The sequence below is a fragment of the Nocardia sp. NPDC041819 genome, assembly GCF_055590505.1.
Map to the genome: position 1 here is coordinate 293,531 of NZ_JBVJAP010000002.1, position 19,626 is coordinate 313,156.

Here is a 19,626-nt window from a genome sequence, read left to right on the forward strand (position 1 = left end):
GAGCGCGGCATCTCGCGCCTCGGCTATCTTCGACGTTCGCGTCGCCACCGCAGCCGGCACTGCCAGGTCCTCGGGTGCGGCGAGAGCAGGGCCTGGATATCGATACGGAGGACGACGTGGTGGACGCGCCCGGTGGGCTGACCATAGAACACCCACTGGCTCGTGCGCTGGCGGCGAACGCGCCGACCGGGTGGCAGCGGCTGGATGCGGTGTTCGCGGTCACGGTGGAGAGTGAGATCGCCCGACTCGTGTATTCCGTCGGCCCGCAGGCGGTACCGATGGATCCGCCGGAGCCGGTGCTTGCCCTCGTCCGGGAGCACCGTGCGATCGCGACGGGCTCCGGAGCGGACCCGTGGTGGCGAATGATGATCGCGATGACGAGTTCCGGCGGGATCGAGGTCGCCTACGACTACGGCGACGAACCCTTCCCGGACGGTCAACTGTTCGTGCCGGAGGCGTATCGCGCCGATCTCGAGGCGTATCCGCGCGAAAAGTTGCCGGTGTGGTTGGCCGCCTACATCGGGCACGGCGACCGGCAGCGGCGTACTCCACAGCAGGCCGCCGCCCAGGCCCGTGCCGACCGGGCCGAACAGGTGTGGGCAGTCCTCGCGGAGAACGAGTTCCCCCCGTTCCCGCAGATGTGGGCCCGATGGACGACGATCTCGGCGGCCTTCGTGGCGGCGAAGTCGGAATGGGGCCCTCGAATGCTGCCCTGGGTCGGAGTATTCGAAGGCACTGCGCGCGGCGGCTCGACGTTGCACGCGCTTCCGGCCGGACGCGCCGTGTTGTCCGGTGGCGTGTGGAACGCGCCGACCCTGGACGCCGTGTACAACGCCGGCGCACCGATGCCCGAGCTGTACGGCGGCGCGCCGGACTGGGTGGCCGACCCCGTCTTGAATCCGCGGGCCGCTTCCGGCCTGCTGTCGTTCTGTTACTGGTGGGAAGCCGGGCGCTGGTATCGCGGGCAGTCGCCGTCGGCCCAGGAGTGCGCGCCCGCGGTGCCGGGCGTCTGGACGCGCGAGACGGCGACGAAGATCGTGGCGGGGACGCTCGGGGATCGTCCGGGCGAGGATGCGATCGAGGCGATAGGAGCGTTGTTGTCCGCCGCCGAGGCGGGCCGGGTGACACGAGCCACACTGGCCGCCGTCTTCGGCGACGACGGCCGCTTCGACATCGACGGCGCGCTGTATCAGTTCTCCGTGGCCGGGCTGCTGTCCACGGCGCCCGAGCCGATGCCCGCCGAAGCGGCGATCAGCCGGGTACGGGACTACGTCACCGGACGGCAGCTCGACACCAGCGGGTATCCGCTGTCGCGGCTGACCGCCGAGCGCTTCCGCTTCGGCTGGAGGGTGCACGCGCCCGCGGCGGAGCGCCCGCGGTCGGACCGGGCGATCTTCTATATCGCCGACGACGGCGAGTTCGCGCACTCGTCCTCGGCCGTCGATCCGGCGCGATTCATCGCCGCGTTCGAGCAGCGTTTCCTCGACCGCCACGGCCCGGTCGACTGAGCGCGCGACGCGAAGGTTCGTATCTGATCGTTCGCTACCAAGCTGTATCCGTTTTCTGAGCAGTGTTGGCAGAGGTTGCTGCTCGTCCGGTGCGACACTCGGTGAACGACAGCAGTTCGCCGCAGGCATCCGAGGAGAAAGGTCGATCATGTCGCTGGAAGCCAACAAGGCGCTGGTCCGCCGGTTCTATCAGGAGATCGACGCGGGGAACGTCGACGCCATGGACGACCTCGTCGCGGAGGATTACCTCGACCACTCGCCACCGCCGTTTCCCGGCCTCGCCACCGGCCGCGAGGGCCTCAAACAGGCCTTCCGCATGTTCTGGGACGCCACTCCCGGGCGGCACGTGATCGAGGATCAGCTCGCGGAGGGCGATCGGGTCGTGACACGACTCACCGCGTACGGCCGCCATACCGGGGACCTACCGGGGATACCGGCGACCGGGAACGAATTGGCGATGACCGGTACCGCGATCCACCGGATCGCGGACGGCAAGATCGCCGAGAAGTGGTCCGACAAGGACGTGCTCGGGTTCCTTCAGCAGCTCGGAGTCTTACCCGCTGTGGGAGGGCAGTGACCGACGCGGCCCGAGCGCGGCGTTTCGAAACACGAAAATGGGGAAAGCCGCGTATCAGTAACAATCCGATACGCGGCTTTCCCGTCTGTGGGCGAAGGGGGACTTGAACCCCCACGTCCCGAAGGACACTGGCACCTGAAGCCAGCGCGTCTGCCATTCCGCCACTCGCCCGAGCGACTGGGAGACAGTATCACGGCCTCGCGCCGGATACGAAATCGCCATTTCAGAGGCCTGACCGGGGGGCTGTACAGGCCCGGGAACCCGAGGCCGTCGCCAAGAGTTACAGGTGTGGACGATCGTGGATATCATGCAATGAACGTGGTCGATTAACGACACGCCATACACGCGTGTCGTTGTTACGAATCAGGAAGAGACGCGCACCGAAGGGAGGCCTTGATGGGCATCGTTTCGCGATTCGAGCGTCGCCTGCAAGGCGCCGTCGGTGACGTGTTCGCCCGAGTATTCGGCGGCAGTGTCGTTCCCCAGGAGGTGGAGGCGGCGCTGCAACGCGAGGCCGCCGACCATGTCCAGGACGTGGGCGGAGGGCATCTGCTGGCACCCAACAGCTATGTGATCACGATCAACTCCTCCGATCACCAGCAGTTGGACGCCGACCACGACCTCACCACCCGCGCGTTCGCCAAACACCTGCAGGACTACATCCGCGAACAAGGCTGGCAGACCTACGGCGAAGTACACGTGGCGTTCGAGGCATCACCTACGCTGCACACCGGACAGTTCAGGGCGAGTGGCCGCGTCGATCCCGACGCCGGACACAGAGCCGGCGCGGCTCGCGGCCCCGAATCACCGCCACAACGACCTGCAAACCCGCAACCAGGAGCTGGCCCCATGACGCAGAACTCAGGCTACGACCCGAGCCGTGAGCCCGCGGAGTCCGATCCACGCAACCGCGGGTACGCTCCACCGCCTGCCGGTCGCGGCGGTGCGCAGAACGGCGCGTACCGCGACGACTACGGCCGCGGTGGCGCGTACGGGGCCGATTACCAGGCTCCGGACGCACAGCAGGGTTACGGCGATTACCAGAACGGCTATGACTACCCCCAGGGTGGCCAGGGCGGTCAGGGCTACGGCCAGCAGGGATACGGCGAATCCGGTTACGGCCAGCAAGCCGGGTACGGCGAATCGGGCTACGGCCAGCAGGGCGGCTACGCCGAACGCGGTTACGGCCAGCAAGGCTACGGCGACCAGGGCTATGGCCAGCAGGGCTACGCCGATCAAGCCTATGGCCAGCAGGGCTACAGCGATGCAGGTTACGGCCAGCAGGGCTACGCCGAGCCGGGCTATGGCCAGCCAGGCTATGGCCAGCCCGGATACGGGCAGTCGGGATACACCGATCCGAGCTACGGCGATCAGAGCTACGCCGATCAAGGCGGCTACGGTCAGGACGACCAGGGCGGCTACGGTCAGGCGTACTCGCAGCAACCCGGATACGGCGCGCCGCAGGCTTACGCGGGCGGCCAGGGCTACGGCGCCGCGCCGCAGGCCGGTTCGGGCTATTCGGCGACCCTCCAGCTGGACGACGGCAGCGGCCGGACTTACCAGCTGCGGGAAGGCAGCAACATCATCGGCCGCGGCCAGGACGCGCACTTCCGCCTGCCCGACACGGGCGTGTCGCGCAGGCACATCGAGGTGCGCTGGGACGGACAGACCGCGATGTTGTCCGACCTCGGCTCCACCAACGGCACGCTGGTGAACGGCTCCCCCGTGCAGGACTGGCAGCTCGCCGACGGCGACGTCATCCGTGCCGGGCACTCCGAGATCCTGATCCGTATCGTCTGATCCCGTAAGCTCGCGGTGCAGGTCACGACATGGCTCTCGAGGGATTCGTCGGCCGTATCGTGATCGAACTCGACCGACGGCCCTATGATGCTGCCTACACACGCGCGGCGCCGACACCGGGGCCGGCAAGACCAGCAGGCTGGTGGGGGTGGTCGAACCGCACCTACGGCACCGACGTACACGGTCGAACAGGAGGTGGAGCGCCGTGCAGGGACTGATCCTGCAACTGACCCGTGCGGGGTTCCTTCTGCTGTTGTGGTTGTTCGTGTGGGCTGTGCTGCGCACGTTGCGCAGCGACATCTACGCGGCATCCGGCATTCGGATTCAGCCCAGGGCCGCACGCGGTTCCGCGGTGCTGCCTTCCTTCAGCCGGGGCCAGAAGGGCGCCAAATTTCTTGTGGTGACTCAGGGTTCACTCGCCGGCACCCGCATCTCGCTCGGCACCCAACCGGTGCTGATCGGGCGTGCGGACGACTCCACGCTGGTACTCACCGATGATTACGCCTCGACCAGGCATGCGCGACTGTCTCCGCGTGGTGACGACTGGTACGTGGAAGACCTCGGCTCGACGAACGGCACGTACCTCGATCGCGCGAAAGTCACCACCGCCGTCCGTGTTCCACTCGGCACGCCTGTTCGTGTCGGCAAAACAGTGATCGAGCTGCGATCGTGACACTTGTTCTCCGCTACGCAGCGCGCAGCGACCGTGGTCTCGTCCGAGGCAACAACGAAGACTCCGTGTACGCGGGCGCCCGGCTGCTCGCACTCGCCGACGGCATGGGTGGCCATGCCGCGGGAGAAGTCGCGTCCCAGTTGATGATCGCCGCGCTCGCCCATCTCGACGACGACGAACCCGGCGACGATCTGCTCGGCAAGCTCGACGCGGCGACCCGAGAAGGCAACGCCGCCATCGCCGATCAGGTCGAGGAGGAGCCCGAGCTCGACGGCATGGGCACCACGCTCACGGCAATCCTGTTCGCGGGCAAGAAACTCGGCCTCGTGCACATCGGCGACTCTCGCGCCTACCTGTTGCGCGGCGGGGAGCTGGCCCAGATCACCCGGGACGACACATTCGTCCAGTCGCTGGTCGATGAGGGCAGGATCACACCGGAGCAGGCGCACACGCACCCGCAGCGTTCGCTGATCATGCGCGCGCTCACCGGCAACGAGATCGAGCCGACGCTGATCATGCGCGAATCGCGCGCCGGCGACCGCTACCTGCTGTGCTCCGACGGCCTCTCGGACGTGGTCAGCGACGAGACCATCGCGAACACGATGCGCGAGGGCACCACCGACGAGTGCGCCGACCGGCTCATCGAGCTGGCGTTGCGCAGCGGCGGTCCGGACAACGTGACCGTCGTCGTGGCCGACGTCATCGATCTGGACTACGGCCAGAGCCACCCGATCGTGGCGGGCGCCGCGTCCGGCGTCGACGAGGACAGTCCTCCGCCCAACACCGCCGCGGGGCGGGCCTCCGCCCTGCGGCCGCCGCGCTCCGCGCCGCGCCGGGCCGCCGCCGCGCCCGAGCCGCCCGCGAAGAAGTCGCACCGGCTGCGCTGGATCGTGCTCGCGCTGGCGCTCGTTGTCGCCGTCTGTGTGGGGCTCGTGGTCGGCTACAAGATGATCCGCAGCAATTACTACGTAGGCGCGGACGATGGTTCGGTGGTGATCCTGCGCGGGTTGCCCGGGTCGATCCTCGGCTACTCGATCCATGACGTGAACCTGGTCGGGTGCGTGACCCGCAACGGTGAACTCACCCTGTCCGAGCCCGGCGCCGATCCGCCCTCCTCGTGCAAGCCGCTGAAGGTCAACGATCTGAAGCAGACCGGCCGTGACCAGGTGGACAAGGGACTGCCGCCGGGTTCGCTGGACAAGGCCAGGGACTCGATGACCTATCTCGCTCAGCGAGAACTGCTGCCGCCGTGCCCGGTCAAGGAATCGGCGCCGCAGCCGGGAGTCGTCCCGTCCGCCGAGACCACACCGCCCGCGCCCAACGGCGCTCCGCCCGCACCGGCCACCACCACACCGGCGCCTGCGCCTGCGCCTGCGCCTGCGCCTGCGCCGGAACAGGGTGACGCGAGGGGCACCGAGATCAAGACGCCGACCAAGTCGGAGGCTCCTGCCACGCCGTCGAGCACCTCGCCCAATCCCCAGACCACGGGGGAGAACTGCCGGGTGACGGACTGATGTCCGCGCCGGCACCGCCGTCGGCTGGGGCTTTTCCCAGTCCCCCGGGCGGCTTCGCTCCCGCGCCACCGCCGAGCACCAGACGAAATGCGGAACTGCTGCTGCTCGCGGGGGCAGCGGTCATCACCACCGTGTCCCTCTTCCTGGTCGAGGCCAGTCAAGAACAGTCGGTCACCTGGGATATAGCCAAGTACGGTCTGGCCTACCTGGCGCTGTTCGCGGTGGCGCACCTGGCCGTGCGGCGGTTCGCCCCGTTCGCCGACCCGCTGTTGCTGCCGATCGTCGCGTTGCTCAACGGACTCGGTCTCGTGCTGATCCATCGGCTCGACCTGGCCGACCAGCAGACCGCCGCCTACAACTCGTGGGCGACCCCCTCCCCCGACGCCAATCAGCAGATCCTGTGGACCGCGCTGGGCACGATGGTGTTCATCACACTGCTGATCGCCCTGCGCGACTACCGCACCCTCGCCCGCTACAGCTACACCCTCGGCCTTATCGGCCTCGTCGCGCTGGCCATCCCGGCGCTGCTGCCCAGCGCGTTCTCCGAGACCAACGGCGCGAAGATCTGGATCCGGCTGCCCGGGTTCAGCGTCCAGCCTGGTGAGTTCGCGAAGATCCTGCTGATCATCTTCTTCGCCTCGGTGCTGGTGGCCAAGCGCGAGATCTTCACCGCCGCCGGGCGTCACGTCCTGGGCATGGAGTTCCCGCGCGGCCGCGACCTCGGTCCGATCCTGGCCGTGTGGATCGTCTGCATCGGCGTGCTGGTGTTCGAAAAGGATCTCGGTACCTCGCTGCTGATCTTCAGCACGGTGCTCGTGATGCTCTACATCGCCACCGAACGGGTCGGCTGGCTGGTCATCGGCGGCGGGCTGCTCGCACTCGGATTCATCTTCGCCTACCAGTTGTTCGGCCACGTGCGGGTCCGGGTGGAGACCTGGCTGCACCCGTTCGACGACTACAACAACACCGGCTATCAGATCTCGCAGTCACTGTTCGGCCTGGCCACCGGCGGTCTCGCCGGAACCGGCCTCGGTAGCGGCAGGCCCAACCAGGTGCCCTTCGCCAAGACCGACTTCATCGTCACCACGATCGGCGAGGAGCTCGGCCTGATCGGGCTCGCCGCGGTGCTGGTGCTGTTCCTGGTGTTCGTGGTGCGCGGGCTGCGCACCGCCCTCGCGGTGCGCGACAGCTTCGGCAAGCTGCTCGCGGCCGGTCTGTCGTTCACCATCGCGATCCAGCTGTTCGTCGTGGTCGGGGGTGTGACCAAGCTGATTCCGCTGACCGGTCTCACCACTCCGTTCATGTCCTACGGTGGCTCCTCGCTGTTGGCCAACTACGCATTGCTGGCGTTGCTGATCAAGGTCTCCGACGCCGCCCGCGCACCCGCCCCGGTGCGTAAGAAGGAACCGGCGCCGATCGCCGACGCGCAGACCGAACTGCTGCGCCGCGACGGGGGACGACCGGATGCGGGGCCGCTGACATGAACACTCCACTACGCCGAGTCGCGGTCGCGGTGATGGTGATGGTCGTCGCACTGCTGGCGAACGCCACCTACGTGCAGGTGATCAAGGCCGACGACCTGCGCTCGGATCCTCGCAACTCCCGGGTGCTGCTGGACGAATACGCCCGCCAGCGCGGGCAGATCTCGGCGGGCGGCACCGTGCTGGCCAGCTCGATCGCGACCGACGATCGCTACAAGTACCTGCGCGCCTACCCGAGCGAGCCGGAGGCGTACGCGCCTGCCACCGGCTTCTACTCGATGCAGTACGGCAGCACCGGTTTGGAACGCGCCGAGGATTCGGTGCTCAACGGCTCCGACAGTCAGCTGTTCGGCAGCCGTCTCGTCGACCTGATCTCCGGCCGGGACCCGCGCGGCGGCAACGTGCTCACCACGCTCAACCCGCTGATGCAGAAGGTCGCCTACGACCAGATGACCAGCAAGGGCTACACCGGCTCGGTGGTGGCCATCGAGCCGAGCACCGGCAAGATCCTCACCATGGTGTCCACGCCGAGCTACGACCCGAACCTGCTGTCCGGGCACGACGGCGCGCGCGGCACCCAGGCGTGGGAAACGCTCAGCGCGGACCCGAACCACCCCATGTTGAATCGCGCTATCTCGCAGACCTACCCGCCCGGGTCCACGTTCAAGGTCGTGGTCACCGCGGCCGCGCTGGCCAACGGCATCGCGACCCCCGACGACCAGTTCACCGCCGCGCCGACCTTCACACCGCCAGGCACCAGCACTCCGATGGAGAACTACAACGGCACCACCTGCGGTCCGAATCCGACCGCTTCGTTGTTCGAGGCGTTCCGGCGCTCGTGCAACACCGCGTTCGCCGAACTCGGCATCAAGGTGGGCGCCGCGGACCTCAAGGACGAGGCGGCCGCGTTCGGTGTCGGCCCGCACCGGGGGATCCCGATGCCGGTGGCGGAGAGCACCGTCGGCCCGATCTCCGACGACGCCGCCCTGGCGCAGAGCAGCATCGGGCAGCGCGACGTGGCGCTGACCCCTTTGCAGAACGCGGTCGTCGCGGCGACCATCGCCAACGGCGGCGTCCGGATGGAGCCGTACCTGGTCGATCAGTTGCAGCGCCCGGATCTGAGCGAGCTGACCAAGACCAAGCCGGTCTCGGTCGGCCAAGCCGTCAGCGCCGATGTAGCGTCGACCGTAACCAACTTGATGATCGCGTCGGAGAGCAACACCTCCGGAGGTGGCCAGACCCCCTATCAAATCGCGTCCAAGACCGGCACCGCGGAACACGGGACCAACCCGCGTAACACGCCGCCGCACGCTTGGTATATCGCGTTCGCCCCCGCGCAGAACCCGAAGATCGCCATCGCGGTGATCGTGGAGAACGGTGGGGACCGGGCGCTTGCCGCGACCGGTGGCTCGGTGGCCGCGCCGGTGGCTCGCGCGGTTCTGGACGCCGGTCTTCGAGGGGGCTGAACGATATGGATGTGCGAGTGAAGGTACGGGGACCTCGATGCTGAACAACGGTGCGATGATCGCCGACCGATACCGGCTGCAGCGACTGATCGCGACCGGCGGCATGGGCCAGGTCTGGGAAGCGCTGGATACCAGGCTCGACCGCAGGGTCGCGGTCAAGGTGCTGAAGTCGGAGTTCTCGGCCGACCCGACGTTCCGGCATCGATTCCGCACCGAGGCGAAGACCACCGCCCAGCTGAATCACTCCGGCATCGCGGGCATCTACGACTACGGCGAGACCATCGACCCGCAGGGCAGCGAGATCGCCTACCTCGTCATGGAGTTCGTCCAGGGCGAGCCGCTGAACACCGTGCTCAACCGGCTCGGCAGGCTGTCGGTGACCCAAGGACTCGATCTGCTCGAGCAAACCGGGCGCGCGCTGGACGTGGCGCACCGCGCGGGCGTGGTGCACCGTGACGTGAAGCCGGGCAACATCCTGGTCACGCCGACCGGCCAGGTGAAGATCACCGACTTCGGTATCGCCAAAGCGGTGGACGCCTCCCCGGTGACCAAGACCGGCATGGTGATGGGCACCGCCCAGTACATCGCACCGGAACAGGCGGTCGGCGAGGACGCCACCGCGGCCAGCGACGTGTACTCCCTCGCCGTGGTCGGTTACGAAGTGCTGGCCGGACAGCGGCCGTTCACCGGCGACGGCGCGATCACCGTCGCGATGAAGCACGTGCGCGAGACACCGCCTCCGATGCCGGCCGATCTGCCCGGCAACGTGCGCGAACTGATCGAGATCACGATGGAGAAGGACCCGTCGCGGCGCTACGCCAGCGGCGGTGAGTTCGCCGACGCGGTCGCCGCCGTCCGCGCGGGCCGCCGCCCGCCGCCGCCCAGCGGAGCGCACTCCGCCGCGCCCCTGACCGGCGCCACGCGGGTGCTCCCGCCCGGCCCGACCGCCGTGATCCCCTCCACGCCCGCCGACTTCGACGGTGCGACGGTGCGCTACTCGACACCCGCCGCGGGCGCGGTGGGCGCGGCCCATCAGGCGGGCACCCTCGCGGCTCCGGCCACAGTGCTGAGTCGTGGTGCGGCGAGCGGTCCCCCGCCCGGTAACGGCAACAGGTTCACCACGACCCAGAAATGGCTGACCGGGCTCGGCATCGGCGCCGTGCTGCTCGGGGCGCTCACGGCCTACCTGCTCTTCGGTGGAGACACCAATCCGGATTCCACGCCGTCGCCGACCGTGACGGTCGCGCCGACCCCCAAGCCCGTCCCGCCGGTGGCCACGACGACCCCCAAGCCCGCACCTCCGCCCGTGGACACCGAGACCTACGAACCGCCCACCACCGAGCCGAAGACCACGACACCGGAGCCGACGACGACCACCCCGCCGCCCACCAGCACGGCACCGAGCACGACGAAGCCGACGACCACCGCGCCCACCGCCACCACCAGCCGTCCGCGCATCCCGACTCTCGACATACCATTCCCGGAGATTCCCGGTGCCCGAGGGCCTTCGGCCACCCGCAGCGGATCCGCCACTTCTTCGCAAGGACTGCCATGACGACCCCGAAGAATCTCTCGTCTCGCTACGAGCTGGGCGAGATCATCGGGTTCGGTGGTATGTCCGAAGTGCACAAGGCTCGCGACATCCGGCTGAGCCGGGACGTGGCGATCAAGGTCCTGCGGGCGGACCTGGCCCGTGACCCCACGTTCTACCTGCGGTTCAAGCGCGAAGCGCAGAACGCGGCCGCGCTCAATCATCCGGCCATCGTCGCGGTCTACGACACGGGCGAGGCGGAGGTGGACGGCGGCCCGCTGCCGTACATCGTGATGGAGTACGTCGACGGCGACACGCTGCGCGACATCGTGCGCGGCAAGGGACCGCTGCCGCCGCGCCGCGCGATGGAGATCATCGCGGATGTCTGCGCCGCCTTGGACTTCAGCCACAAGGCCGGGATCGTGCACCGCGACATGAAGCCCGCGAACATCATGATCAACCGGTCGGGCGCGGTGAAGGTGATGGACTTCGGCATCGCCCGCGCACTCGCCGACAACTCCAACCCCATGACCCAGACCGCCGCGGTGATCGGCACCGCGCAGTACCTCTCCCCGGAGCAGGCGCGCGGCGAAACGGTGGACGCGCGCTCGGACGTCTACTCCGTTGGTTGTGTGTTGTTCGAGATCCTCACCGCGGAGCCGCCTTTCACGGGTGATTCCCCGGTGGCCGTCGCCTACCAGCACGTCCGGGAAGACCCGCGACTGCCCTCGCACGTGTATTCCGGGGTGCCGCGCGAACTGGACTCGGTCGTGCTCAAGGCGATGAGCAAGAATCCGGCCAACCGATACCAGACCGCCGCCGAGATGCGCGCCGACCTGATCCGGGTGCTCGGCGGCCAGAAGCCCAGCGCCCCGATGGTGATGACCGACGAGGACCGCACCACCATGATGGGCGCGGACGAGCCCCCGCCGCGTAACTACCGTACGGTCGAGCGCCACGACGACACCGCCGAGCAGGATCCGGCCGAGCCGAACGGACGGCGCCGGACCGCCTACATCGCGATCGGTGCCGTCGCGGCCGTCGCGGTGGCTTTCGCGCTGTTCTGGGTGCTGCTCGGGCCGGGAAGCCGACCGGACCAGGTGGCCATTCCCGACCTGTCCAACAAGTCCTCGCAGCAAGCGCAGGACGCGCTGCAGAAGCTCGGCTTCACCGTGGCGATCCAGCAGAAGCCCGACAGCAAGGTCGCCACGGGCAACGTGATCGCGACCCAGCCACTCGGCGGCTCGCGGATCGACGAGGGCAGCACGGTCACGGTCCAGGTGTCCTCGGGTCCCGCGCAGGTCCAGGTGCCGAAGTTGACCGGTCTGTCCCAGGAGCAGGCCGAGCAGGTCTTGAACTCCAAGGGCCTGCGGATCAATCCGAACGTCGAGCGCAAACCGTCGAGCACCGCCGAGAAGGACCAGGTGATCGAGCAGAACCCGTCGCCGGGTTCGAAGGTCGACGTCGACTGGGAGATCGTCGTCACCGTCGGCACCGGTCCGGAGGCGGTCCGCGTTCCCTACGTCGTCGGGCAGAGCATCGACGTGGCCCAGCCGAACATCGAGGGCAACGGCTTCAAGGTCGTCGTCCAGGAGGTGCAGTCCTCGAAGCCCAAGGGCGAGGTGGTCGCCTCCAGCCCGGCAGGCGGCAGCAGCGCCGAGAAGGGTTCCACGGTCACCGTCCAGGTGTCCGCGGGTGACCTGAAGATGCCGTCGCTGGTCGGTCTCACCGTCTCGCAGGCGGTAGAGAAGCTGCGCGCGGAAGGCTGGACCGGTAGCACCAGCCAGATCAGCCAGTCCCCGCAGGGCACCTTCGACGCAGGCAATGTCGGCCGCATCCTCAGCCAGCAACCGTCGGCGGGCAGTTCGCTCCAGAAGAACAGCGCCATCCTGGTCGGCGTGGGGGTACTCGGCCCGCCGTGAGCGGCGCCGGCGCCGGTATCCAGAAAACGAGACCAACCGGTGTGAATTGCGGGAGAATGATGCTGCTTCATCCCAATCAGCGCAGCTGAGCACGAGGAGGTAGCTCATGACCACTGCCAGGGACATCATGAAACCGGGCGTCCAGTGGATTTCGAAGGACACGACGATCGAGCAGGCCGCACGAACCATGGCCGAACTCAACGTCGGGTCCCTGATCATCTCCGACCAGAACGAGCGGATGTGCGGCATCGTCACCGACCGCGACATCGTCGTGAAGTGCATCGCCCAGGGCAAGGCCCCATCGGATTGCCGGGTGGATGAACTCTGTGAATCGACCCCCCGGTGGGTCGATGCCAACGCCGACATCGCGGAAGTCCTCGACGAGATGGAAAGCAACCGGGTCAAGCGCATGCCGGTCATCGAGGACAAGCGGCTGGTCGGCATGATCAGCGAGGCGGACCTGGCCCGGCATCTGGACGACAACCAGCTCGGCGAGTTCGTGACCGCCGTCTACGGACGTCCCTAGGTTTCGGACCGGCGCGGAGGAACGTACCCGACAACGTCTCCCGTGTCCGCACAAAGCACTCGGCACCGTGCGGCCGCGCTCCCGCTCGGCGATGAACTCGAGCGGCCGGGTGCCAGGTGAGTTCGGGCCGCGGACGGCCGATGGCCGTCCGCGGTCGCTCGTCCTCGACGGTCGCGCTGCGCGATCAAGCTGAAAGCCTCGCGATTGCGCATCAAGGCAAGGCTGCGCCGAGCTGTTTCGCGCGGGCCGTCGGTGCGGGATCGTCGACGTGGTGCCGACGTCAGACCGTCTCGGCCTTCGGTAGGTAACGCAACACCGCGACATCCCCGACTTGCGTCACGCCGGTAAGGCGCATCCGGCGATGCGGCGCGCCCGGAAAGTCGGCCGGGTCGAGAAAGCGCGGCGCCGCGATGTCTCCCACCAGGATCGGGGCGATCGCTAGATGCAGTTCGTCGGCCAGATCGTCGGCGAGGAACGCGGTGTGGATGCGGGTGCCGCCCTCCACCATGAGCCGGTCGACACCCCGTCGGCCCAGATCATCCAGCAGTGCACCGAAATCGAGCTCGGTCCCGAGATCCACGACCTCGGCCAATCCGGCCAGGCGGGCGGTGAGCTTCGGCGCGGCCGCCGCGGTGGAGTACACGAGCTTGTCGCCGCCGTAGTGCCAGAATCGCAGCTCCGGAGCCAAGTCGCCGCTCGCCGATACGGTCACCTTCAGCGGAAATTCCGGTTTGCCCGCCGCGACGCGCGCGGCCCTGCGTTCGGCGCTGTCGACCAGCAACCGCGGGTTGTCGCTGCGCAGTGTCTGCGCGCCGACCAGGATGGCGTCGGAGTCCGCGCGGACCTGGTCCACCCGGTCGAAGTCCGCCGCGTCGGACAAGCGCAGCCGCTGCGGGCTCGCGTCGTCGATGTACCCGTCGATGCTCGCCGCGACCGACAGCAGCACATGCGGACGGGTCACTGCAGCACCAGCGCGGCGACCTCCGCCTCCAGCGTCTGCACCAAACCCTCGGCGGGGCGCTCCCCGCACACGCCGAGCCAGTTGGCCAGCATCCGGTGCCCACCCTGGGTGAGCACCGATTCCGGGTGGAACTGCACGCCGTGGATGGGCAAGTCGCGATGACGCATGGCCATCACGATTCCGCTCTCGGTGCGTCCGAGCACCTCGATCTCCTCGGGCAGAGTGTCTTCGACGACGGTGAGCGAGTGATACCGCGTGGCGGTGAACGGGTCGGGCAGACCGGCCAGCACACCCGCGCCGATGTGGAAGACCTCGCTCGTCTTCCCGTGCAGCAGCTCCGGGGCCCTGGTTACGGTGGCGCCGAACGCCTCGCCGATCGCCTGGTGGCCGAGGCACACGCCGAGCAGCGGAACACTCTGCTCCGCGCAGGCGCGCACCAACGGAATGCTGGCGCCCGCACGGTCGGGTGTGCCGGGGCCGGGACTGATCAAAATGCCGTCGAAATCGCCTACGACCGCGCCGACGTCGGCCAGATTCGGGTCGTCGTTGCGCCAGACGACAGCGTCGACACCGAGTTGCCCGAGGTACTGCACCAGGTTGAAGACGAAGCTGTCGTAATTGTCGACGACCAGAACACGCATGACATCGAGATTACGTCCCCGCCCGGCACCGCGTCGCATCCATTACCTGTTGGGATAGCCTAGAGACCACGACCTGCAGCCGAATACGAGGACGTCATGCCCAAGTCGAAGGTCCGTAAGAAGACCGACTATACGATCAACCCCGCCAGCCGGACGCCGGTGAAGGTGAAGGCGGGGCCGTCTCCGGTCTGGTATGTCGCCATCATGCTCGGGTTCATGCTCGCCGGGCTGGTGTGGCTGCTCGTCTACTACCTGGCGGCCGAGCAGATCAGCTGGATGAACGACCTCAACGCCTGGAACTTCCTGATCGGCTTCGGCCTGATGGTGGTCGGGCTGATCATGACGATGCGCTGGCGCTGAGCACAACGCCGACCCGGATTACAGACGTGTCATTCATGCACACCTGTGGATGAGCCTGTGGACAACTCGAGGAGCGATTGGGGAGTGCTGTGAGTCCAGAACTCCCGGTCCCCGGCCCGCGGGACCGCGAAGAGCCGCGTCTGGCCTGGACCACGCCGACACCCGCGCTCGTCGCGGTCACCGTGGGCGGCGTCGCGCTGGCCGTCGCCGCGGTGGTCACCTCCGAAGCGGCCAGCCGCCTGCTCGTGGGACTCGCCGCCGTCGGACTGCTCGCCCTTGCCGGGCTCGGGTTCCGGCAACGCCCGCGACTGTCGGTGATAACCGGCGCGCGACCGCGCATGGTCGTCCGCACGCTGACGGGGGCGGACGAATACGCCCCGGAGCAGATCACCCGCGCACGCGTGGTGAGCTACCGACGCCTCGGGCGCAAGATGCCGATGTTGGAACTCGACGTCCAGCACGACGGCACCGAGCGGCTCCTGATCTTTGGCCGCTGGGATCTGGGCGCCAACCCTGAACTCGTCTACCAAGACCTGGTAGGAGCACTGCGGCTCACCGAGGACAAGACTCGCTGACGTGCGTTCGTCCCACGCGGACGCGAATGTTTCACGTGAAGCGAATCCGCGTGTCACGCAGTGGAAGTGATCGCGCTCACCGCCACCGTTGCCAGCGCCGCGACGGCGACGAGCGCCACCGCCGCCCAGCCCACCACCCGTGCCGCTTGCGGCGTTTTCACTCGCAGCCACCCGGGCAGGAACAGGATGCCGAGGGTCGCGAGCGTGCCCGCGGCCAGACCGCCGAGATGGCCCCAGAGTGAGATGCCGGGCAGCGACAAACTGATGAAGACGTTGATGCCGATGATGATGAGCATCTGATTCGGGTTCTGCCGCAACCGGAGCAGGATGATCGTGATCGCACCGAACAAGCCGTACACCGCGCCGGACGCGCCCGCCGTCAGGCTGTTCTGCGAGAACAGCATGACCCCGGCGGACCCGCCGAGCAGCGAAGCCGAGTACACCGCGAGATAGCGCAATCGTCCCAGCACCAGCTCGGCATCGCGGCCCACCACGTACAGGGCGAACATGTTGAGCAGCAGGTGGATCGGGCCGTAGTGCAGGAACCCGGAACCGAGCACCCGCCACCATTCGCCGTCCGCGACGGCCGGTGCCCACAGCACCCAGTCCAGGAACAGCGCGGAGCCCAGCTGGTTGTCCATCAGGTTCTTGGACTGGGCCGCGGTGATCGCGTAGATGACCACGTTGATCGCGATCAGCGCATAGGTCACATAAGGCGCGGATGTGCGGGCCGCTGCCGCGCCCGAGACCGTCCGCACGGGAGCGACGCCGCGCTGATCCGTGCGCACACAGTCGACACAGTGTTGGCCGACCGCCGCGGGACGCAGGCATTCCGCACAGGACGGCCGCCCGCACCGCGTGCAGGCCAGGCCGGTCGGGCGATTCGGATGGCGGACGCACGTGGGTGCGGGCGGCTGGGGATTCATAGTCTCATTCGATCGTGATCTTGGTGATGACGACGGGTTCCAGCGGCCGGTCGTTGCGATCGGTCCTGGTGGTCGCGATCGAGTCGACAACCTTCCGGGAATCCGGATCCACCACTTCACCGAAGATCGTGTGCTTGCGGTTGAGATGCGGCTGTGGGCGAACGGTGATGAAGAACTGCGAGCCGTTGGTGCCCGGCCCCGCGTTTGCCATCGCCAGCAAGTAGCCCCGGTCGAACCGGAGCTCCGGGTGGAACTCGTCGCCGAACTCGTAACCCGGGCCGCCGCGACCGGTACCGGTGGGATCGCCACCCTGGATCATGAATCCGGCCATCACGCGATGGAACAGAGCGCCGTCATAGAACGGGCCGGTGTTGCCCCCGCTGGCGTTCGCGGTGGTGTACGGCGCCGAACCGTCGGCGAGACCTAGGAAATTGCGCACCGTCTTGGGCGCGTGGTTACCGAAGAGCGCGAGCTTGATATCGCCGTGATTCGTGTGCAGCGTTGCCACGGATGTCTGATTCGGTGAGGTCACGACGCCCATCGTGCCACGGTTGGCGATCCAGCCGCGGAACTGGGCCGGACCGTGCTGTGAGCTGGGCCTCCTGCGCGAATCGGCGGGCTGTGCCTAGAGTGGTGCAATGACCTCGGGGCGCTTGCATGTCTCTTCGCGTTCACGTAACCGGCTCCTCCTCGCGGCGGCAGTCGCGCTGGCGGGCGGCGTGGCCTATCTGGTCCGTAGCCGGCGGCCGCAACAGCCGGAGCCCGCCCCCGCTCCCCCGCGCATCGGATACTCCCGTAACGGCTCCGCGCCGGCACCCTTGGCGGAAGCCGGCGCGGAACACGATCGCTGATTCGGGAATCGCCGGTCAGCGACTGACCGTCTTCTTGTACTGACGCAGAGCCAGCGGCACGAACACCACCATGATCACCACCACCCACACCAGGGAGGTGATCACCGGGTGCCGCAGCGGCCAGGAGTCCGACGTCGGTGCGATCGGGCTGGTGTTGCCGAACAGGTCACGCGTCGCCTGGGTCAGCGCGGATACCGGGTTCCATTCCGCGATCACCCGCAGGGCGGTGGGCAACTTGTCGCTGGGGACGAATGTGTTGGCGATGAACGTGAGCGGGAAGATCACCATGAAGCTGGCGTTGTTGAACACCTCCGGCGCCCGCACCAACAGGCCCACCACGGCCATGATCCAGGACACCGCGTAGGCGAACAGCAGCAGCAGGATGTAGGCCAGCACCGCGTCCAGGAACGAACCGCGAATCCGCCAGCCGACGACCAGACCGGTCAGCGACATCACCGTCAGGCTGACCACGTTGATCACCACATCGCTGATCGTTCGGCCGACCAGCACCGCCGACGAAGCCATCGGCAGCGAGCGGAATCGGTCGATGATGCCCTTCTGCATGTCCTCGGCCAGTCCCGCGCCGGTGAAGGTCGCGCCGAACACCACGGTCTGCGCGAAGATGCCCGCGATGAGGAACTCGCGGTACCCGCCGGACAGACCGGGCACATCGATGGCCGCGCCGAAGACGTAGGCGAACAGCAGCACGAACATGATCGGCGAGAGTGTGGAGAAGATCAGGACGTCGGGTACCCGCTTGATCTTGATGACATTGCGTTTCGCGATCGTCACACTGTCGCTGACCACGATGGACAGTCGCTCGCCCAGCGAGGGCCGTGTCAGGACCGGGGCCGTCGCGGTCATCGGATCGTTCCTTCCGTAGCTTCCAGCTTGTCGTTCGCCGCGTCGCCGCCTGCGCTCGTCTCCGCTTCGTGGCCGGTGAGGGTGAGGAAGACGTCGTCCAGGGACGGACGGCGCAGACCGACATCGTGGATCTGTACGTTGTGCTCGGCCAGCCGCCCGACCGCCTCCACCAGAGCCTGCGATCCGTCGGCGACCGGGACGGTGATTCTGCGCAACCCCGGTTCGAGGTGGATCTCGCCGTCGGCCAGGCTTTTCAACGCGGTCTCGGCCGTCGCGAGATTGTCGACGCGGTCCACGGTCAACTCGATCCGGTCGCCGCCGACCATGGTCTTGAGTTCGTCCGCCGTGCCCTTCGCGATCACCTTGCCGTGGTCGATCACCGCGATCGAATCGGCGAGCCGATCCGCCTCTTCCATGTACTGGGTGGTGAGCAGCAACGTGGTCCCGCCTGCGACCAATTCCTCGATGACGTCCCAAAGATCCAGACGGGCGCGGGGATCCAGCCCGGTGGTCGGCTCGTCGAGAAACAGGACGGGTGGATTCGCGACCAGCGCGCCCGCCAGGTCGAGACGACGGCGCATACCGCCGGAGTAGCCCTTGACCGGCCGGTCCGCGGCGTCGGTGAGCCGGAATCGTTCGAGCAATTCGCGCGCTCGTTCCTTACTTCGCTGTACGCCCATGTGATAAAGACGTCCCACCATTTCCAAATTCTCGAAACCGGTGAGGTATTCGTCGACCGCGGCGTATTGCCCCGATGCCCCGATGCGGGAACGCAGCGCTTGCGGCTCGCGCAGCACATCGATTCCCGCGACCGTGGCGCGTCCGGCATCCGGCACCAGCAGGGTGGTGAACACCCGGACGGTGGTGGTCTTACCTGCGCCGTTGGGTCCGAGCAGTGCGGTGACGGTCCCTTCCGGGACGCTCAGGTCGAGGCCGTCGAGGGCCACCAGTTGGCCGTATCGTTTGACCAGACCCTCGGCGACTATTGCGTCGGGCATGATTCTCCTGGGGTTGATGAGTTCGATGTGTTGCAGTGCGACGCCAGGCGCCCAACGACTCGCTGGATCGGGTGACCGGCCGATACCCGAGTCAGTATTGTCCCGCCCGCCGACAATTTCATCCGATTTGTTCCGGGTGGGCGGCGTCGCGAACTACCCGGGCACAGCAGAAGGCCGCATTCCGATCCAGTCGGTGCTCGGGGATACCGGATCGGAATGCGACCGGTTCGATGGTCCCGCGCGCCCCGGTATCGGAGCGCGCGTAGCGGACTACCCGAATCGAGGAAGACCCGTACTCGAATGGGGGACGTTCGAGCGCTGGCCGTCGCGACGAGCGGGTGCGCTCGGCGGGAACCATCGAGTCGGTGAACACGAACACATGTTCGCATCGGGGTACGACAAGTTCGGGCGTCACGCACGCCCCGGCGCCACACCCGGCGTGGTCGACACGC

At 67.6% G+C, this 19,626-nt stretch carries 18 protein-coding genes and 1 tRNA gene; 12 read left to right on the forward strand and 7 right to left on the reverse strand.

Annotated elements, in window-relative coordinates; translation table 11 throughout:
* Positions 1 to 74: 74 nt before the first annotated feature.
* Together ACZ6DL_RS08130 and ACZ6DL_RS08135 are read left to right on the forward strand one after the other, a co-directional pair.
* Positions 75 to 1,508: a hypothetical protein gene (locus ACZ6DL_RS08130; RefSeq protein WP_466049910.1), complete on the forward strand. Its 1,434-nt coding sequence runs from the start codon at positions 75 to 77 to the stop codon at positions 1,506 to 1,508.
* 148 nt (positions 1,509 to 1,656) lie between these two features.
* Positions 1,657 to 2,085, forward strand: coding sequence for an ester cyclase (locus ACZ6DL_RS08135; RefSeq protein WP_466049911.1), 429 nt, complete (start codon positions 1,657 to 1,659; stop codon positions 2,083 to 2,085).
* A gap of 88 nt (positions 2,086 to 2,173) precedes the next feature.
* Here the strand turns inward: ACZ6DL_RS08135 and ACZ6DL_RS08140 are convergent.
* Positions 2,174 to 2,256, reverse strand: a tRNA-Leu gene (locus ACZ6DL_RS08140).
* A 225-nt stretch (positions 2,257 to 2,481) separates the two neighbouring features.
* Here ACZ6DL_RS08140 and ACZ6DL_RS08145 point away from each other — a divergent pair.
* From ACZ6DL_RS08145 to ACZ6DL_RS08180, 8 genes are all read left to right on the forward strand, one after another.
* The gene (locus tag ACZ6DL_RS08145; RefSeq protein WP_466049912.1) at positions 2,482 to 3,885 is read left to right on the forward strand and encodes a DUF3662 and FHA domain-containing protein; all 1,404 of its coding nucleotides are present in this window, start codon (positions 2,482 to 2,484) and stop codon (positions 3,883 to 3,885) included.
* A 205-nt stretch (positions 3,886 to 4,090) separates the two neighbouring features.
* Positions 4,091 to 4,558 (forward strand): FHA domain-containing protein FhaB/FipA, encoded by a 468-nt coding sequence (locus ACZ6DL_RS08150; RefSeq protein ID WP_014980860.1) that lies wholly within the window; start codon positions 4,091 to 4,093, stop codon positions 4,556 to 4,558.
* Positions 4,555 to 6,072: a PP2C family protein-serine/threonine phosphatase gene (locus tag ACZ6DL_RS08155; protein ID WP_466049913.1), complete on the forward strand. Its 1,518-nt coding sequence runs from the start codon at positions 4,555 to 4,557 to the stop codon at positions 6,070 to 6,072. Before ACZ6DL_RS08150 ends, ACZ6DL_RS08155 begins: the two co-directional genes overlap by 4 nt.
* Positions 6,072 to 7,556, forward strand: a complete 1,485-nt coding sequence (locus ACZ6DL_RS08160; RefSeq protein ID WP_466049914.1) for an FtsW/RodA/SpoVE family cell cycle protein — start codon at positions 6,072 to 6,074, stop codon at positions 7,554 to 7,556. Before ACZ6DL_RS08155 ends, ACZ6DL_RS08160 begins: the two co-directional genes overlap by 1 nt.
* Complete coding sequence (locus ACZ6DL_RS08165) at positions 7,553 to 9,019, forward strand: peptidoglycan D,D-transpeptidase FtsI family protein (RefSeq protein WP_466049915.1); 1,467 nt, start codon at positions 7,553 to 7,555, stop codon at positions 9,017 to 9,019. Before ACZ6DL_RS08160 ends, ACZ6DL_RS08165 begins: the two co-directional genes overlap by 4 nt.
* Positions 9,020 to 9,056: 37 nt before the next feature.
* Complete coding sequence (locus ACZ6DL_RS08170) at positions 9,057 to 10,574, forward strand: protein kinase domain-containing protein (protein WP_466049916.1); 1,518 nt, start codon at positions 9,057 to 9,059, stop codon at positions 10,572 to 10,574.
* Entirely contained in the window at positions 10,571 to 12,472 is a 1,902-nt protein-coding gene (pknB, locus tag ACZ6DL_RS08175; protein WP_466049917.1) for a Stk1 family PASTA domain-containing Ser/Thr kinase, read from the forward strand. Before ACZ6DL_RS08170 ends, pknB begins: the two co-directional genes overlap by 4 nt.
* Positions 12,473 to 12,578: 106 nt before the next feature.
* On the forward strand, positions 12,579 to 12,998 hold the full coding sequence (locus ACZ6DL_RS08180; protein WP_393231560.1) for a CBS domain-containing protein: 420 nt from the start codon (positions 12,579 to 12,581) through the stop codon (positions 12,996 to 12,998).
* Positions 12,999 to 13,278: 280 nt separating this feature from the next.
* On the opposite strand, the gene ACZ6DL_RS08185 is transcribed toward ACZ6DL_RS08180, so the two are convergent.
* The gene (locus ACZ6DL_RS08185) at positions 13,279 to 13,959 is read right to left on the reverse strand and encodes a RibD family protein (RefSeq protein ID WP_466049918.1); all 681 of its coding nucleotides are present in this window, start codon (positions 13,957 to 13,959) and stop codon (positions 13,279 to 13,281) included.
* Entirely contained in the window at positions 13,956 to 14,600 is a 645-nt protein-coding gene (locus ACZ6DL_RS08190) for an aminodeoxychorismate/anthranilate synthase component II (protein ID WP_466049919.1), read from the reverse strand. Before ACZ6DL_RS08190 ends, ACZ6DL_RS08185 begins: the two co-directional genes overlap by 4 nt.
* A 96-nt stretch (positions 14,601 to 14,696) precedes the next feature.
* On the opposite strand from ACZ6DL_RS08190, the gene crgA reads away from it, so the two are divergent.
* Both crgA and ACZ6DL_RS08200 read left to right on the forward strand, forming a co-directional pair.
* Entirely contained in the window at positions 14,697 to 14,960 is a 264-nt protein-coding gene (gene crgA, locus ACZ6DL_RS08195; RefSeq protein ID WP_040871406.1) for a cell division protein CrgA, read from the forward strand.
* A gap of 89 nt (positions 14,961 to 15,049) precedes the next feature.
* Complete coding sequence (locus tag ACZ6DL_RS08200) at positions 15,050 to 15,535, forward strand: PH domain-containing protein (RefSeq protein ID WP_466049920.1); 486 nt, start codon at positions 15,050 to 15,052, stop codon at positions 15,533 to 15,535.
* Between the two features lie 53 nt (positions 15,536 to 15,588).
* On the opposite strand, the gene ACZ6DL_RS08205 is transcribed toward ACZ6DL_RS08200, so the two are convergent.
* From ACZ6DL_RS08205 to ACZ6DL_RS08220, 4 genes are all read right to left on the reverse strand, one after another.
* Positions 15,589 to 16,461 carry a rhomboid family intramembrane serine protease gene (locus ACZ6DL_RS08205; RefSeq protein ID WP_466049921.1) on the reverse strand — a complete coding sequence of 291 codons (873 nt, stop codon included), beginning with the start codon at positions 16,459 to 16,461 and terminating at the stop codon, positions 15,589 to 15,591.
* A 4-nt stretch (positions 16,462 to 16,465) separates the two neighbouring features.
* Entirely contained in the window at positions 16,466 to 16,993 is a 528-nt protein-coding gene (locus ACZ6DL_RS08210; RefSeq protein ID WP_466049922.1) for a peptidylprolyl isomerase, read from the reverse strand.
* 334 nt (positions 16,994 to 17,327) lie between these two features.
* Positions 17,328 to 18,176 carry an ABC transporter permease gene (locus tag ACZ6DL_RS08215; protein WP_466049923.1) on the reverse strand — a complete coding sequence of 283 codons (849 nt, stop codon included), beginning with the start codon at positions 18,174 to 18,176 and terminating at the stop codon, positions 17,328 to 17,330.
* Positions 18,173 to 19,174: an ATP-binding cassette domain-containing protein gene (locus tag ACZ6DL_RS08220; protein ID WP_062966936.1), complete on the reverse strand. Its 1,002-nt coding sequence runs from the start codon at positions 19,172 to 19,174 to the stop codon at positions 18,173 to 18,175. Before ACZ6DL_RS08220 ends, ACZ6DL_RS08215 begins: the two co-directional genes overlap by 4 nt.
* Between the last annotated feature and the right edge of the window lie 452 nt (positions 19,175 to 19,626).